Raw genomic sequence first — 15,408 nt, 5'->3', positions numbered from 1 at the left:
CTCAGACCCCGAGCCCGCTGTCCGGCACGCCGCCGGGCTCGCGCCATTCCGCGATCCCGGTCTGGATCAGGCGAACCGCGATGAGCGCGAAGCCGACGGGCAATCCCGTCGACACGTACCATTCGGGGATCTGCATGCCGGAGGAGGTGATGCCGCTCGCCATCTGGTTGCGCACGAGGTCCATCGTGAACCAGGCGGAAAGCGCAAGCAGGAGGACCGAGAGCGCGGCCGAGATCGCGACGGCGATGCGGCGCGCGGAGGCGGGCAGCACGTCGGTGAAGATCGTGACGGCGAGGTGCTCGCCGCGCCGGGCCGCGATCGCCGCGCCGAAGACGGTGAGCAGCAGGAACCCGTCGAGCAGCAATTCCTGCGTCGCCGCGAAGGAATAGTTGGTCAGGTAGCGCACGACCACATTGGCAAAGCCGAGCGCCGTCATGGCGAGGAAGATGACCGCGCAAACGAGCTTTTCGGCCTCGTCGAGAAGAAATCGCATGGCGCGTCTCACCTGTGTGGAAGGAACATTGCCGGCGCCCGCCGATCGACCGAAGGCGCGACACCGCCGGGTCCCGGGCGCGAAGGAGAAGGAACATGGGAGGCGGGCGCGGCGGCACGAAAGACGGGATCGTCGAAGGGCCGGCGCGGCTGCCGGCCGGCCCTTCTTCGATTCCGGTCCGTGGGATCTACTGCGCCTGGGGTGCTTGGCCGCCTGCGGAGATCGCGTCCTGGAACAGCGTCACGAGATCGGGGCCGACCTTCTGGGCCCAGCTGTCGAAGGCGGGCTTGGTTGCCTGCCGGAACGCGTCGACTTCCTCCGCGCTCGGTTCGTAGATCTCCATCCCCTGTTCCTTCAGGTAGGCGGCACCCTTTTCGGTGTCCTCGCGGGTGATGGTCTTCTGGTATTCCATCGCTTCTTCGGCCGCGGCCTGCACCATCTGCTTCGTCGCCTCGTCCCAGCTTTCCCACAGGGTCTTGGAGACGCCGATGAAGATCGGATCGTAGGAATAGTGCCAGGCGGTCAGATATTTCTGCACTTCGTAGACGCGCTGGGGAATGATCACCGCGCCGATCGGGTTCTCCTGGCCGTCGACGACGCCCTGCTGGAGCGCGGAAAAGGTTTCGGTCCACTGCATCTGCTGCGGGTTGGCGCCCAGCGCGTTCATCACGTCGATATACATGGGGCCGGCGACGCGCATCTTGAGGCCGTTCATGTCCGCGGGGGCCTTGACCGGACGGACATTGTTGGTGACCTCGCGAAAGCCGTTCTCGCCCCAGGCCAGGACCACGATGCCGTTCTCGGCCATGATCTCTTCCATCCGGTCGCCCGGCGCGCCCGCCGTGGTGGCGTCCACGTCCTCATAGCCGGAATAGAGATAGGGCAGCGAGAAGACCGCCATTTCCGGCACCAGCGGCGTGACGTTGATCGCCGAGGTCACGACGAAGTCGAGCGCGCCGCGCCCGACCATCTCGGCCTGTTTCATCTGGTCGCCGCCGGTCAGCTGGGCGTTCGGGAAGATTCGCACGTCCATCTCGCCGCCGGACTTTTCCGACAGGAGTTCGTTGAACTTTTCCGCGCCCTTCTGCCAGGTCGTCGTATCGTTGGTGTTGTGCGACAGGCGGAACGTCTCGGCGGCCGCCGGAAGGGCGGTCGACAAAGCGAGGGCTGCGGCGAAAGCGCCGAGCGTGGCGAGCGTCTTGAACGTCATGGTGGGTCCTCCCGGTGGTGATGGCGCGCAACACCGCGAATGCCTCTCCCAAAGCATCCACAATATGAACATGCATCGCGCGCTGCCGAAGCCGAGGTTGCCACTCTTGTCCGGCACTTGCAAGACCGTTTCGTTTGCTCAACAATGACGTCCTGACATCACACGTCCACGATATGGATGGATTGGCCGCTTGGGTATGATCGAAGTCGCGACGCAGGAGGGACACGGGGCGCAGAGCGTCGATCGCGCCCTCAGGCTGCTCTCCCTGATCGGGCGCCATTCGGTGGACGGGGCGACGCTGGCGCGCATCGTCACCGAAAGCGGGATCAACCGGGCGACCGCGCGACGGCTGGTGCTCGCTCTCATCCGCTCGCGCCTCGTCGAGCAGGACGCCCGCTCGAGGCGCTATTTTCTCGGCGAGGAGTCCTACGTTCTCGGCGTTCTGGCGCAGCGCCGATTCGGGTTTCTCGACTGCGCCCTCGAAAGCCTGACGGCGCTGTCGCGGGCCAGCGGCGACACCAGCTTCGCCTCGATCCGCCGGGGCAACGCCTCGGTATGCCTTCACCGGGAGGAGGGCGCGTTTCCGATCCGCACCCATGCGCTCCTGCCCGGCCAGCGCCATCCGCTGGGGGTCGGGGCGGGCGCGATGGCCATGCTGGCGGCCCTGCCCGACGACGAGATCGCGGCGGTCCTCAGCGCCAATGCCGTCATCCTGGCCGAGGAGTTTCCCGCCTACACGCCCGAAGCCATCGCCCACGACATCGCCTTTGCCCGCCGGAACGGCTTCGTCCTCAATCCCGGACGGGTCCTTGCGAACTCCTGGGCGATCGGCATCGCCGTTCGCTATCCCGGCGGCACGATCGCCGGCGCGCTGTCGGTCGCGGCGATCGACAGCCGCCTCGGCGAGGCGCGCCAGGGCGAGCTCGCGCAGCTTCTGTCGGCGGAGGCGGCGAAGGTCGAGCGCCGGCTGACCGAGCGTTTCAGGCCGCCGCACGCGGATGGCGCCCCCAATGACGACGCCGCGGAGCCGGCCTATTCCAACCGAACGACGACAATGAAAGAGACCCGATCATGAGCAAGGCACGGATCGTCGGCTGGGCGCACAGCGCGTTCGGCAAGTCGGACGCTGCGTCGACAGAGGCTCTCATCCGCGAGGTCGTGGGGCCGGCCATCGACCATGCCGGCGTGGACATCGCCGATATTGACGGAATCTTCGTGGGCGTCATGAACAACGGCTTTTCCCGGCAGGATTTCCAGGCGGCGCTCGTCGGCATGGCCCATGACGGCCTTGCGCAGGTGCCGGCGGTGCGTCTTGAGAACGCCTGCGCCACCGGGTCGGCGGCGCTCTACGCCGCCATGGACTTCATCGAGGCCGGACGCGGCCGCATCGCCGTCGTGGTGGGCGCGGAAAAGATGACGGCGACCCCCAATGTCGAGGTCGGCGATATTCTCCTGGGCGCGAGCTACCGCGAAGAGGAGGCGCAGGTCGAGGGCGGCTTCGCCGGCATCTTCGGCCGCATCGCCCGGACCTATTTCCAGGCCTATGGCGATCGCTCGCAGGAGCTTGCGATGATCGCGGCCAAGAACCACGCCAACGGCATGGGAAATCCCTTCGCGCACATGCGCAAGGATTTCGGGTTCGATTTCTGCAACACCGTTTCGGCCAAGAACCCGCTCGTCGCCCCGCCCTTGCGCCGCACGGACTGCTCGCTCGTCTCCGATGGGGCCGCCGCGATCGTCCTGGCGAGCGAGGAGGTGGCCGACGGCCTCGAGCGGGCGATCGGATTTCGCTCCCGCCGCCACGTCAACGACGTGCTCGCCATCAGCCGGCGCGATCCGACCGAGTTCGCGGGCGCGCGCGCGGCCTGGGCGAAGGCCCTCGACGATGCGGGTCTCACCCTCGACGATCTCGATTTCGTGGAAACCCACGACTGTTTCACGATCGCCGAAATGATCGAATACGAGGCCATGGGCCTTGCCGCGCGCGGGCAGGGCTACCGCGTGGTGCGCGACGGCACGACCCGCAAGGATGGCCGGCTGCCGGTGAACCCGTCGGGCGGGCTAAAATCGAAGGGCCATCCGATCGGCGCGACGGGCGTCTCCATGCACGTGATGGCCGCCATGCAGCTGATGGAGGAGGCAGGCGACATGCAGGTGAGCGGGGCGAAGACCGCCGGCGTGTTCAACATGGGCGGCGCGGCGGTCGCCAATTACGTCTCGATCCTGGAGCGGGTGAAATGACAGGCGCATCCCGAAGCCGAGACCCAGGCGGCAACGATCCCAGGGGCGGCGTCGCGCCGCGTTCGCTGCGGGTGTCGAACCTTGCCCATCTGGTGACCCGGCAAGGCCGCCGCCTTGCCGCGCGGCCGGCATTGATCTGGGGCGCGCGGCAATGGTCCTGGGGCGAGTTCGACGCCCGCGTCAGCGCCATGGCCGCGGCGCTCGTCTCGCGCTACGGCGTGATCAAGGGCGACCGCATCCTCGTCCAGTCGGTCAACTGCAACCAGATGTTCGAGGCGATGTTCGCCTGCTTCCGGATCGGCGCGGTCTACGTGCCCACGAACTATCGCCAGACCCCGGACGAGGTCGCCTATCTCGCCAGGGCCAGCGGCGCGACGGGCATCATCTGTCATGCGAGCTTTCCGCACCACGCGCAGGCCTGCCTTTCGGGCGACAACCCGCCGGCCTTCGCGATCGCGATCGGCACGGCGCCCTTCGGCGAGGATTACGACGCGCTCGTCGAGGCCCATCTCGGCCAGTCGGTGCCGAATGCGCCGGTCGAGCGGGACGATCCGTGCTGGTTCTTCTTCACCTCCGGAACGACGGGCCGGCCGAAGGCGGCGGTGCTGACCCACGGGCAGATGGCGTTCGTGGCGACCAATCACCTGTGCGACCTGATGCCGGACACGAACCACCGGGACGTCTCGCTGGTCGTCGCGCCCCTGTCCCACGGGGCCGGCGTCCATCAGCTGGCGCAGGTCGCCGCCGGCGCCACCACCGTGCTGCTGCCCTCCGAACGCTTCGATCCGGTGGAGGTCTGGGGGCTCGTCGAGCGCTACAGGGTCTCCAACATGTTCACCGTGCCGACGATCGTGAAGCGGCTCGTCGAGCACCCGTCGGTCGACGCGTTCGACCACGCCTCGCTGCGCTACGTGATCTATGCCGGGGCGCCCATGTATCGGGCCGACCAGAAGAAGGCGATGGAGAAGCTCGCCGGCCGGCTCGTCCAGTATTTCGGGCTCGGCGAAGTGACCGGCAACATCACCGTCCTTCCGCCTTACGACCATGTGGACGACGGTGAGGGCGCCCGGATCGGCACCTGCGGTTTCGAGCGCACGGGTATCGAGATCTCGATCCAGGACGAGGCGGGCAACGAACTGCCGCCGAAGACGGACGGCGAGATCTGCGTGACGGGTCCCGCCGTCTTCGCCGGCTATTACGACAATCCCGAAGCCAATGCGAAAGCCTTTCGCAACGGCTGGTTCCGCACCGGCGATCTCGGCCATATGGACGAGGCGGGCTATCTGTTCATCACCGGCCGCGCCTCGGACATGTATATTTCCGGCGGCTCCAACATCTATCCGCGCGAGATCGAGGAGAAGATCCTCGCCCATCCGGCCATCTCCGAGGCCTGCGTCGTCGGCGTCCCGGATTCCGACTGGGGGGAGGTGGGCATCGCGGTGCTCGTCGCAGATCCGGCCCGGAGCGTGTCGGAGACCGAAATCCGCGCTTTCCTCGAACCGGCGATCGCCCGCTACAAGATGCCGAAGCGCTTTCACTTCGTCGACGAGATGCCGAAATCGGCCTATGGCAAGATCACCAAGGCGCTGGTTCGCGACACGCTCGCCAGAAGCGGCCTCCTCGGCGCGCCGGCATCGGCCTGAGCATGGACGCCGCGCAAAGAACCATCCGCCATCCGGGCCCCGTCGCGAAGGCCCGTCACGCGATGGCCTGGGGCGAGCGCGTCGCGCTCCAGTTCACCATCGACCCCGGCGAGACGATCGAGGCGGGCCTCTCGCGCGGCGTCGCCGAGGCGGGCTGCGCGGCCGCCTATGTCGAGATGGCCGGCGCGCGCCTTTCGCCCTTCCGATATGTGGGCCCCGCCGGTTCTCCCGGACCCGACCATGCCGCCTGGTACTCCGAACCTGTCGCGCCGGAGGACGGCGTCGCGGTGGCGCGGGCCGGCGCGATCGTCGGGCAGCGCGACGACGCGCCGTTCGTCCATTGCCACGGGCTCTGGCGCGCGGGCGGCAGAGGGCTCGCCATGGGCCACATGCTGCCGCCGGACTGTATCGCGCAGGAGAGGGTCGCGGTGTCCGGCATCGGTGTCAAAGGGTCGGCCTTCCGCGTCCGCGACGACGCCGAGACGAATTTCAGACTGTTCGCCGCGGAGGCCCTGCCGGGCCCGAACGGCCGCGGCGCGCTTCTTCTCACCCTCCGCCCCAACCAGGACGTGACGCGCGCGATCGAGGCGATCGCTCTGGCCGAAAATATTCCGAACGCCTCCATCCACGGGATCGGCAGCCTCAACGAAGCCCGTTTCGAGGACGGCCCGCCGATGCGATCCTATGCTTCCGAACTCCTGATCCGCAACGGGCAGCTTCGCGGTGGCCGCGCCCGGATCGATGTCGCCGTCGTCGCCATGGATGGCGCGATCTTCGAGGGCGTGCTCGTTCGGGGCGACAATCCCGTCTGCGTCACGTTCGAACTGGTGATCGTGCCGGACGAAATCCCGACCTGACGGCGACGATCGCCGCCACTTGCAACGGCTCGAGAGAGCCTGAAGGAGACTTCCATGTCAGACACCAGACGGCTCGCCCTCATCACCGGCGGCGCGCGCGGCATCGGGCTCGCCACGGCGAAGCGCTTTCTCGAAGAGGGCTGGCGGGTCGCGCTTCTCGACATTGACGGCCCGGCGGTCGAGGAGGCCGCCGCATCGATCGCGGCGGCGGACGACATTCTGGCGATCGCCCTCGACGTGGCCGACCCGGACGCGGTCACGCGCGCGGTCGAAGCGGTCGCGGCGCGGTTCGGCCGGATCGACGCCCTCGTCAACAATGCCGGCACAGCCGTGTTCAAGCCGCTCCTGCAGACCAGTTTCGAGGACTGGCAGCGCGTTCTCGCCGTCAATCTCGGCGGCCCGTTCCTGATGACGAACGCCGTCGCGCCGATCATGGCGAAGACCGGCGGCGGGGCGATCGTCAACATCACCTCGATTTCCGGTTTCAGGGCCTCGACGCTCCGCGTCGCCTACGGCACGAGCAAGGCGGGGCTTGCCCATCTGACCAAGCAGCAGGCGGTGGAGCTTGCGGACCTCGGCATTCGCGTCAACGCGGTCGCCCCCGGACCTGTGGACACCGCCATGGCGAAGGCCGTCCACAGCCCCGAGATCCGCGCCGATTACCGTGACGCGATCCCGCTTGCCCGGTACGGCCTCGAAACCGAGCTTGCCGACGCGATCCACTTTCTCGCCTCGGAGCGCGCGAGCTACATCACCGGCCAGATCCTCGGCGTCGACGGCGGCTTCGGCGCAGCCGGCATCGGCCTGGCCACCCTGCGCGGTGAAACGCGACGTTGAGGGCGCGGTATCGGACAGATCCCCTGGATGGTTCTTGAGGGACGTCCGGTCGGATCGGGGAGGGTGGAACGCGCGATGACATGACGCCCTCGCGCGCGCGATCGGAGCCGTCTTGCCCCGAACGGGATCGATCTCGCGGATCAGACGTGGGGCAGGGCTTCGACGAGGCTCTGCCATGCGCGCCGTTCGGGACGGCCGCGTTCGCGTTCTCCGAAGAATTGCGCGATCAGCGCCCGGTCGGCGCCGTAGAGCTCCACCGACGTCAGTGCGCCCTCGCGCGTCGGCTTTCGAACCACGAAGGCCTCCGCGACGAGATCCTCGCGCAGATGAAGATTGAAGCCCTGATCGAGGACATTGATCCACGGCCCCATCGCCTTGACCGTTGCGACATGGCCCGTGAAGATCTGGATGCAGCCGCGATTTCCCACAAAGCACATGATCGGAACCTGGTCGTCGGCCGCCCGCGTCAGGATGGCGGTGGCGGCGCCGGCGCCGAGCCGGCGGACATCCGGCGCGCCCATGAGGTCGAGGGACTGGCGGCGGTCCACCCCGTGCTTTCGCAGGAGCGGGACGAATTCATGAATATCATCCATACCGGCGACATCGCGCCGGAAGGCCGCCGCGTCGACCGTCGCGGACGGGCCGTCGGCGGGCGGATGGGGCGTGAAGATGCGCGGCGCCGGGTCCTTGTCGGCGAAGCGATCGCGCAGCGCCTCGAAGGCGGCGATGTCGGAGACCGGGCGCAGATGGATCTTGATGACCGCCTCGCCGGCGCCGTCGAAGATCTGAAGGCTCCGGCGCGGCGCGTTGCCGCCGTCCGGTATCTCCACGGCGTAGGCATGCACCCAGAAGCGCAGGAACAGCCGCAGGTCCAGCGGCGGCGCGAGAACCAGCCCCATCGGCCCCGAGATCGAGACATTCGCGAACGTGCCGACGATCTCGTGCACCGCCGCCTCGTTGCGGGTCAGCGCCATGATTTGGCGCAAATCGGCAAGGCTCTCGACGAGGTCGGCCGGCTCGCAGCGCAGGCGAACGACCTCCGGTCCCGCATGCCGGTCGAGGATCTCGGCTTCGCTGCAGCCGAGCTCGTGGGCGAGATCGCGCGTTCGCTTGCCGGTCTCGTAGAAGGGAACGGGGGCGGCCGGACGGGCCGGCGCGGTGTTGAGGCTCATGATCGGGGCTCCTTCAGGCTGGCAAAGGCCGCGGTCTGCGGCAGGACGAACGGCACGCCGGGGGAGGGCAGCTCTCCCACGCGCAAGGGAAGGTCGAAGACGCGCTCCAGCAGCGCGTCGCTGATGACGGCGGCGGGCTCTCCGATCGCGGCGATCGTCCCGTCCAAGACGACGAGAAGCCGGTCGGCGAAGGCGGCCGCGAGATTGAGATCGTGCAGTACGGCAACGACGCCGGCGCCCTCGCGGGCAAGGGCATGGGCGAGCCGCAGGACCGTGAGCTGGTGGCGGATGTCGAGGCTGGAGACCGGTTCGTCGAGAAACAGGTAGCGCGGCTCGGTCCAGCGCGACGGGTCGCCGATCTGGCACAGGACCCGCGCCATGTGGACGCGCTGCTGTTCGCCGCCCGACAGGTCGTCGAAACCGCGTGCCTCGAAGCCGGCGAGCTCCACCCGCCGCAAGGCCTCGCCGATGGCGCGCGGCGCCAGCCGGTGGCCGCCGGCCTCGAGCCCCAGCCGGATGACTTCCGCCACGGTGAACGGAAAGCTGAGGGCCGAACTCTGGGGAAGCACCGCGCGCCGCTGGGCGAGCATGCGTGCAGGCATGTCGGCAAGTGCGCGCCCGTCGAGGCGGACCCGCCCGCCGGATGGAGCGATTTCGCCCGTCATCAGCTTCAGGAGGGTCGACTTGCCGGCCCCGTTCGGGCCGACGACGACGGTGACGCTCCCGGGCGCGATCGCGACGTTCGCCGAGGCAAGGATGGTGCGCGTGCCATAGCGGACGGTCGCGTCCTGGATCTCGAGCATGGGATCCGCCTCAGATGCCGCCGGCGCCGCGCCGGCGCAGCAGGATCAAGAGAAAGACCGGTGCGCCGAGGGTTGCCGTCAGGATGCCGATCGGCAGTTCGGCCGGGGCGACGATGCTGCGCGCCGCCATGTCGGCGACGATCAGGAGAATTGCGCCGGCAAGGGCCGAGGCCGGCAGCAGCCCGCGATGGTCCGGCCCGAGCCAGAGACGCAGGAGATGCGGCACCACGATGCCGACGAAGCCGATCGTGCCGGACACCGCGACGGCGGCGCCGGTCGCCAGCGCGACGATGAGGATCGTTCCGCGCTTCAGCCACTGGACGCGCACGCCCATGTGGAAGGCCTCCGCCTCGCCGAGCACGATGGCGTTGAGGCCGCGGGCGGCGAGGGGGGCGGCCAGGAGGGCCAGAAGCATCATCGGGGCGCTGGCGAGAAGCTTCGTCCAGCTCGCGGCACCGAGACCCCCGAGGCTCCAGAACGTGATGTCGCGAAGCTGCCGGTCGTCGCTGAGATAGAGAAGGAACCCGGTCAGCGCCCCCGCGAGCGCGCCCAGCGCGATGCCGGCGAGCAGGATCAGCGCCATCGACGAGCGGCCGGCGAGCGTGCCGATCCGGTAGATGAGGAGGGTTGCGGCAAGGCCGCCGAGAAAGGCGGCCAGCGGCAGCGCGTAGATGCCTGCGAGCGCCGCGTAAGGGGCGAGGATGCCGCCGGACAGGACGATGGTCGCGACGGCCGCAAGCGCTGCGCCCGACGAGATGCCGATGAGGCCGGGATCTGCGAGCGGGTTGCGGAAGAGGCCCTGCATCACCGCACCGCAGACCGCGAGCGAAGCCCCGACGAGGGCACCGAGAAGAACGCGCGGAAGCCGGATCTGCCAGACGATCACGTGATCGGCGGGCGATCCGGCCGCGCCGTTCGGACCGGACAGGAGGACTGCCGCCACCTTGCCGGGAGACAGGAGTGCCGGGCCGGTGCCGATGCCGAGCACCATGACGATCGCAAGCAGCAGGAAAAGGCCGACGAGCGCCCTGCGGGCCCTGACGCTGCGATCGCCCGACATGGTGCCCGAGGGCTGGACGAGAGGCACGGCGCGAAGTGCGTCGATGATCACGGGGTCTTGTCCGTGCCTGCGACGCGATCGGGATAGAGCCGCGACGCGAGGTCTCTCACGGCTGCCGGCGTGCGCGGCCCGAAGCCCAGAAGCCGAAGCGCGTCCATGGTGACGAGCGCGCCGGTTCGTCCGGCCGGCGTCGCTGCAAGTGCCGGGACCGAGAGAGGGTCGGCGCCGCCGGGACCGGCCCCGCTCACCGTCACGATGACATCCGGCGACAGGGCCGTCGCAGCTTCGGTGGACAGGACCTTGTAGCCCTCGACATCGTCGAGGACGTTCGTTCCGCCGGAAAGGGCGATCACGGCGTCGGCCGCGGTGTTGCGGCCTGCCGCGTTCGGCCGTCCGTCCGACATGGAGAGGATGAAGAGGACCCGCTTCCTGTCCCGAATCGTGGAAAGCTCGGCGTCGAGCGCTGCGAACTGTACGTCGATCCGGTCCGCCATGGCTGCGCCCTCATCGGTTCGCTCCACGGCATCCGCCACGATGCGGATCTTGTCCTTCAGGCTCTCGACGCTCTCGCCGGCCGGAACGTGCCGCACGGCAATGCCGGCCGCGTCGATCATCTCGACCGCCTCGGGCGGGCCGGCGCCCTCCTCCATCAAGACGAGGTCCGGGGCAAGGGAGAGGACGCCCTCGGCGGACAGCCGGCGCAGATAGCCGGTATCCGGCTTTTGCGCGAGAGCTTCGGCCGGATACCGGCTGGTCGTGTCGACGGCGACGATCCGCTCGTCCTCGCCGAGCGCGTAGAGGATCTCGGTGATCGCGCCGCCGATCGAAACGATGCGCTCGTGGCGCGACTCCGCCGCGCCGGTGCCGCCGGCGGTTGCTTGCGCGAGGGTGCCGAGCGGCCAGAGGCATGCGGCGACCAGCGGGGCGGCGAAGGCGGCCGGCCAAAAGCCGGCGGGACGGGTCGGGAGCGGGAAGCGCACGATGGGTTCTCCGAACGGATGACGAAGCGGAAGCGGGTGATAGCGTGCCGCCAGACGCCTTTGTGATCCCTGTGATTGAACGCATCGTGCGAGGGCGTCAAGTGTATATTTCTTAGAATCACTGTAAAGAATCTTTAGAAACACTTCAATCTGTCATCATTCCAAAGTAACTAGTGCCAATGCAGTCGATATATTGGAATTGTTATTCGTTGACTCGTCACTTGTTCTTCCGTTATCGGCGTTTGATGACCGGTCCTCACCGGCCGTGAACTGTTTTGAGAATGCGCGGAGCCCGGCGGGCCCGCCGCTTGGGAGCCAGCCGCGATGCGAATTTGGAACATGGCCATGGCGACGGTCGCCGTCGGCGGATTAACGGCGGCGAGCGCCGGGGCGCAGACGGCATTGCCGGCGTCCGTTCTCCTGGACACCGTCACGGTGGAGGCCTCCGGCGGCAGTGCGGGGGGCGGCGTCGGTGGGACCGTGACCACCTCGACGACGACGCGCGAGGTGATCGAGAACCGGCTGATCGAGGGGCTCGACGATGTCGCGCGCGTCGAGGCCGGCGTGACCTTCGACCGGGCGAACCGCTCCATCAACATTCGCGGACTGGCGGGCCCGCGCGTCCTCACCACGGTCGACGGCATTCGCGTGCCCTATCTGTTCGACGTGACGCGCGGCGCGGTCGGCGGTCCGGACGCGTTCGACTTCAACACCCTCTCGTCCTTCGATCTGACGCGCGGGGCCGACCCGCTGCTCGGCTCGGGCGCGCTCGGCGGCGTTCTCGCCCTCGACACGCTCGACCCGGACGATCTCTTGCCCGGGGAGCGGCGTCTCGGCGGGGTGACCAAGACCGGATATGATTCCATCGACGACAGCTGGTTCAACGCGACCGCGGCGGCCGCGCGCTTCGGGCAGACCTCCGTGCTGTTGCAGGGCGGCTATCGCGGCGGCAACGAGATCGAGACGCAAGGCTTGCTCGACACGTTCGGCAGCACGCGCACCGCGCCGAACCCGCTCGACTACGACCAGTATAACGGGCTTGCCAAGATCCATCATCATGTCGAGGGCGGGCACCGGTTCGGCATCGCCGGCGAGATCTTCCACCGCGAGGACGAGATCGACGCCCGCACCTCGCAAAGCCTGTCGGATCCGGCCGTTCGCGGCTCGGGCAACTATCGGCCGGGCGACTACACCACGCGCAGCGAGGTGGAACGGCGACGCGTCTCGCTCAGCTACGATTACGAGGCGCCCGATTTCGGCGCGGGATGGGCCGATGGGGCCTCGGCCGTCCTTTACTGGCAGAACGTCGAACGCCTCGACGGCGTCGATGCGGTTCGCTCCGTCTCGGTCGTCGGACCGTTCACCCGGCAGAACGCGATCGAGGAAGAGACCGTCGGCCTCAATGCCCATGCCGTGCGCGGGTTCGAGACCGGCCTGTTCAGCCATATCCTGACGGTCGGGACCGAGATGCGGATCTCGACGAGCGATCAGTATGCGAGCGGTGCGGATGCCTGCGCGCTCGGCCGCCGCCAGGACGTGTTCTCCTGTCGCTTCCTGAAGACCAACCAGGCCGACACGCCGAAGATCGAGGGCCGTGCGGTGGGTCTGTTCGCCGAGAACGAGATCGGCATGCTGAACGGGCGTATGCGCGTGACGCCCGGCCTGCGCTTCGACTGGTACGAGGAGAGGCCGGAACTCACCGACGCCTACCGGCGCAACGAGGATTTCGACGGGACTCTGCCGCCCTCGTCCTCGGGAACGGAAGTTTCACCGAAGCTCACGATCGCCTACGATCTCCTGCCCGGTCTCACGACCCATGTCAGCTATCTGGAAGGGTTTCGTGCGCCGACCGTGGGCGAACTCTATTCCCGCTTCGGCGGCGTCGGAACCTATCTGCGCGCCGGCAATCCGAACCTCGAAGCCGAGACCAGTCGCGGCCTCGAGGCCGGTCTGGAACTTCGGCGCGAAACCTACGGCGCCTACGTCAACCTCTTCCGCACCGACTACGACGACTTCATCGACGTGGTGCAGATCGCCCCGCCCGGCGGCGAATATCCGATCGCCGGCGTTTCGAGCTATATCAACATTCCGGAAGCCCGCATTTCCGGTGTCGAAGCGGGCGGCCACATCAGCTTCGGCGATGGCTGGCGCGCGCGCGGCTCCCTTGCCTACATGGAAGGCGAGAACATCACCGACGGCACCTATCTCGACAGTGTCGCACCTTTGACCGGACTGTTGGGCCTCGGCTACGAGCGCCGCGACTGGGGCGGCGAGATCTCGGCGCGGCTCGCGGGCGCACGGGACAAGGTGGACGAGGGCTTCGAGGCGCCGGGCTACGGCGTTCTCGATGTCACCGCCTGGTATGCGCCCGAACGGATTCCAGGCCTGAAGGTGGGCGGCGGGGTCTTCAACATTCTCGACAAGACCTATTACGACGCGCTCAACGTTCCCGACGTCCGCTCACAGCCCGACATCTTCTATTCGGAAGCGGGCCGTTCCTTCAAGCTGAACGTCGCCTACAGCTTCTGAGGCGCGTTCCCGGCATCGGATGGCGTCCGGACGATCGCGTGAACGAAGATGATGGGCCCATCGTCCGGAGCCGGAAGGTTCGGCTCAGGGGTTCATCGCCTCGGCTGCGTCGATCGTCCGGCGCAGCTCCGCGCGGTCGTCCTCCTCGATCTCCGGGGCGCTCTGGACGGGTCCCGGTTCGGGGGACAGGCAGAAGGTCGCCATCACCGGGTAGTGGTCCGAGCCGATGTCCGCAAGCCGCTCGAACGCCATCAGGCCGAACGGCTGCTGGAACAGGATATGGTCGAGTGGCCAGGCCATCAGCGCGCTGTTCGCGTCGAAGGTCGGGATCGTGCCCCGCCCGATCCGGGGATCGAGAAGGTTTCCCACGCGCATGGCCCGGCGCACGATCCGCTCCCAGGACACGGCGTTGAAGTCGCCCGCCGCGATCAGCGGGGCGGCGGCGTTTTCCGCGTGGAACGCCATTTCGGCCAGATGGCCGTCCCGCATCGTCGTCGGCTGGTCGAAGGACTGCGGCGGGCGCGGATGAAGGCCCATGAAGCTGTAGACAGAGCCGTTCGAGAGTCTCGCTCCGGTCTGGACCGTCGGCGTTTCCGCGCCGAAATAGCGAAGGATCTGAGGTTCGATCAGTTCGTGCTTCGACAGGAGATGGAGCCCGTAATAGGTCTCGCCATCGGGTATGGCCTGGATGATGTCGGGATAGCGATCGGCAAGCGGCGCCAGGGCCTTGTCCCACCATTCGTCCGTCTCCATGACGAAGAGGAGATCGGGATCCGCGGCATCCACCACCGCCATGAAGGCATCGACATCGCGATTGCCCTTCCTCACATTCGCGCTCATCACCGAGACCTGCGCATCGGCCGGACAGGCGGCGATGTCGGGCGCCATCACCGAAACGAGCGGCGTATAGGGATAAAGACGGTAGGCATGATAGCCGAGGAGGCCGGCGCAGACCGCCGCCATCGAAAGGCCCGTCCCGATGCCCCGTCCCGCGAAGGCGAGAAGCAGCGACAGCACCAGAACGAACAGAAGCACGGCGACGAGCTGCCATCTTATGAAATCCATGTAGCGGATCCACCAGATGTTCGTCTCGATCAGCGGGACGAGGCTCGCAGCCGCAAGGACGACGAGAACGCAGGAGAGCAGGATCGTGGCTGTGGTCTTCAAGATGGTTGGCTCCATGAGGGGGAGCGGAGCCTCGACTCGTCACCTGCCTGTGTGATGTGTCTGCGGGGGCGGCCGTCGCAGCTCTCGCAAGGCGCAAGGGCGAGCTGCCGACGTCTTGTCGGGTCCGGTGCCGGATCATGGATCGAACCATCTCGAACCCTCCTGACCTCTAGACCTTATGAACCGCTAATGATCGGCGGGAGCGAATGTTCCGATGCGTCTGCCGGGATCGAGTGAACCGGCCGGTATCACCCGCCATGCCGCTCGTTCGCGCCGGCGGGCAAGCGATGCGGGCAAGGCGATATCGCGATCGGGTGACGTGCGATCGGCCGGATCGCCGAGCCGGAAGCGCTGAGACCTTGCGATGGGCGTGCGATGCGAAGGATGGGGGGCAGGCGGCGAACCGGAGTTTCGGG

13 protein-coding genes are annotated in these 15,408 nt (G+C 67.7%); 6 read left to right on the top strand and 7 right to left on the bottom strand.

The features are described 5' to 3' along the window. Position 1: 1 nt before the first annotated feature. Positions 2–493 (bottom strand): TRAP transporter small permease, encoded by a 492-nt coding sequence (locus U0C82_RS13625; RefSeq protein WP_322187709.1) that lies wholly within the window; start codon positions 491–493, stop codon positions 2–4. Between the two features lie 187 nt (positions 494–680). Next, positions 681–1,703 carry a DctP family TRAP transporter solute-binding subunit gene (locus U0C82_RS13620; protein WP_322187708.1) on the bottom strand — a complete coding sequence of 341 codons (1,023 nt, stop codon included), beginning with the start codon at positions 1,701–1,703 and terminating at the stop codon, positions 681–683. A 196-nt stretch (positions 1,704–1,899) separates the two neighbouring features. On the opposite strand from U0C82_RS13620, the gene U0C82_RS13615 reads away from it, so the two are divergent. Genes U0C82_RS13615 through U0C82_RS13595 form a run of 5 tightly spaced genes read left to right on the top strand, consistent with a single transcriptional unit; the run spans position 1,900 to position 7,281 of the window. Next, on the top strand, positions 1,900–2,778 hold the full coding sequence (locus U0C82_RS13615; protein WP_322187836.1) for an IclR family transcriptional regulator: 879 nt from the start codon (positions 1,900–1,902) through the stop codon (positions 2,776–2,778). Continuing rightward, positions 2,775–3,944 carry an acetyl-CoA acetyltransferase gene (locus U0C82_RS13610; RefSeq protein ID WP_322187707.1) on the top strand — a complete coding sequence of 390 codons (1,170 nt, stop codon included), beginning with the start codon at positions 2,775–2,777 and terminating at the stop codon, positions 3,942–3,944. Before U0C82_RS13615 ends, U0C82_RS13610 begins: the two co-directional genes overlap by 4 nt. Continuing rightward, a complete protein-coding gene (locus U0C82_RS13605) occupies positions 3,941–5,587 on the top strand; it encodes an acyl-CoA synthetase (protein ID WP_322187706.1) in 1,647 nt (548 codons plus the stop codon). Before U0C82_RS13610 ends, U0C82_RS13605 begins: the two co-directional genes overlap by 4 nt. A 2-nt stretch (positions 5,588–5,589) precedes the next feature. After that, positions 5,590–6,444 (top strand): PCC domain-containing protein, encoded by an 855-nt coding sequence (locus U0C82_RS13600; protein WP_322187705.1) that lies wholly within the window; start codon positions 5,590–5,592, stop codon positions 6,442–6,444. Between the two features lie 54 nt (positions 6,445–6,498). Then, the gene (locus U0C82_RS13595; RefSeq protein WP_322187704.1) at positions 6,499–7,281 is read left to right on the top strand and encodes an SDR family NAD(P)-dependent oxidoreductase; all 783 of its coding nucleotides are present in this window, start codon (positions 6,499–6,501) and stop codon (positions 7,279–7,281) included. A 140-nt stretch (positions 7,282–7,421) separates the two neighbouring features. Here the strand turns inward: U0C82_RS13595 and U0C82_RS13590 are convergent, their stop codons facing one another. Genes U0C82_RS13590 through U0C82_RS13575 form a run of 4 tightly spaced genes read right to left on the bottom strand, consistent with a single transcriptional unit; the run spans position 7,422 to position 11,296 of the window. After that, entirely contained in the window at positions 7,422–8,453 is a 1,032-nt protein-coding gene (locus U0C82_RS13590) for a hemin-degrading factor (protein ID WP_322187703.1), read from the bottom strand. Then, complete coding sequence (locus U0C82_RS13585; RefSeq protein WP_322187702.1) at positions 8,450–9,256, bottom strand: heme ABC transporter ATP-binding protein; 807 nt, start codon at positions 9,254–9,256, stop codon at positions 8,450–8,452. Before U0C82_RS13585 ends, U0C82_RS13590 begins: the two co-directional genes overlap by 4 nt. Positions 9,257–9,266: 10 nt before the next feature. Further along, entirely contained in the window at positions 9,267–10,367 is a 1,101-nt protein-coding gene (locus U0C82_RS13580; RefSeq protein WP_322187701.1) for a FecCD family ABC transporter permease, read from the bottom strand. Further along, the gene (locus U0C82_RS13575) at positions 10,364–11,296 is read right to left on the bottom strand and encodes a heme/hemin ABC transporter substrate-binding protein (RefSeq protein ID WP_322187700.1); all 933 of its coding nucleotides are present in this window, start codon (positions 11,294–11,296) and stop codon (positions 10,364–10,366) included. Before U0C82_RS13575 ends, U0C82_RS13580 begins: the two co-directional genes overlap by 4 nt. Positions 11,297–11,620: 324 nt before the next feature. On the opposite strand from U0C82_RS13575, the gene U0C82_RS13570 reads away from it, so the two are divergent. After that, a complete protein-coding gene (locus tag U0C82_RS13570; RefSeq protein ID WP_322187699.1) occupies positions 11,621–13,825 on the top strand; it encodes a TonB-dependent hemoglobin/transferrin/lactoferrin family receptor in 2,205 nt (734 codons plus the stop codon). Between the two features lie 84 nt (positions 13,826–13,909). Here the strand turns inward: U0C82_RS13570 and U0C82_RS13565 are convergent, their stop codons facing one another. Then, positions 13,910–14,992 carry an endonuclease/exonuclease/phosphatase family protein gene (locus U0C82_RS13565; protein ID WP_322187698.1) on the bottom strand — a complete coding sequence of 361 codons (1,083 nt, stop codon included), beginning with the start codon at positions 14,990–14,992 and terminating at the stop codon, positions 13,910–13,912. Between the last annotated feature and the right edge of the window lie 416 nt (positions 14,993–15,408).

It is taken from the genome of Fulvimarina uroteuthidis (assembly GCF_034321785.1).
GTDB classification, from domain to species: Bacteria; Pseudomonadota; Alphaproteobacteria; order Rhizobiales; family Rhizobiaceae; genus Fulvimarina; species Fulvimarina uroteuthidis.
The sequence above is the reverse complement of the archived record's forward strand: the minus strand, read 5'-3'. Positions and strand labels throughout refer to the sequence as shown.

What these genes read in the sequence shown, in the direction of transcription:
- U0C82_RS13625 (WP_322187709.1), bottom strand. Translation starts at nt 493, where the DNA reads ATGCGATTTCTTCTCGACGAGGCCGAAAAGCTCGTTTGCGCGGTCATC.
- U0C82_RS13620 (WP_322187708.1), bottom strand. Translation starts at nt 1,703, where the DNA reads ATGACGTTCAAGACGCTCGCCACGCTCGGCGCTTTCGCCGCAGCCCTC.
- U0C82_RS13615 (WP_322187836.1), top strand. Translation starts at nt 1,900, where the DNA reads ATGATCGAAGTCGCGACGCAGGAGGGACACGGGGCGCAGAGCGTCGAT.
- U0C82_RS13610 (WP_322187707.1), top strand. Translation starts at nt 2,775, where the DNA reads ATGAGCAAGGCACGGATCGTCGGCTGGGCGCACAGCGCGTTCGGCAAG.
- U0C82_RS13605 (WP_322187706.1), top strand. Translation starts at nt 3,941, where the DNA reads ATGACAGGCGCATCCCGAAGCCGAGACCCAGGCGGCAACGATCCCAGG.
- U0C82_RS13600 (WP_322187705.1), top strand. Translation starts at nt 5,590, where the DNA reads ATGGACGCCGCGCAAAGAACCATCCGCCATCCGGGCCCCGTCGCGAAG.
- U0C82_RS13595 (WP_322187704.1), top strand. Translation starts at nt 6,499, where the DNA reads ATGTCAGACACCAGACGGCTCGCCCTCATCACCGGCGGCGCGCGCGGC.
- U0C82_RS13590 (WP_322187703.1), bottom strand. Translation starts at nt 8,453, where the DNA reads ATGAGCCTCAACACCGCGCCGGCCCGTCCGGCCGCCCCCGTTCCCTTC.
- U0C82_RS13585 (WP_322187702.1), bottom strand. Translation starts at nt 9,256, where the DNA reads ATGCTCGAGATCCAGGACGCGACCGTCCGCTATGGCACGCGCACCATC.
- U0C82_RS13570 (WP_322187699.1), top strand. Translation starts at nt 11,621, where the DNA reads ATGCGAATTTGGAACATGGCCATGGCGACGGTCGCCGTCGGCGGATTA.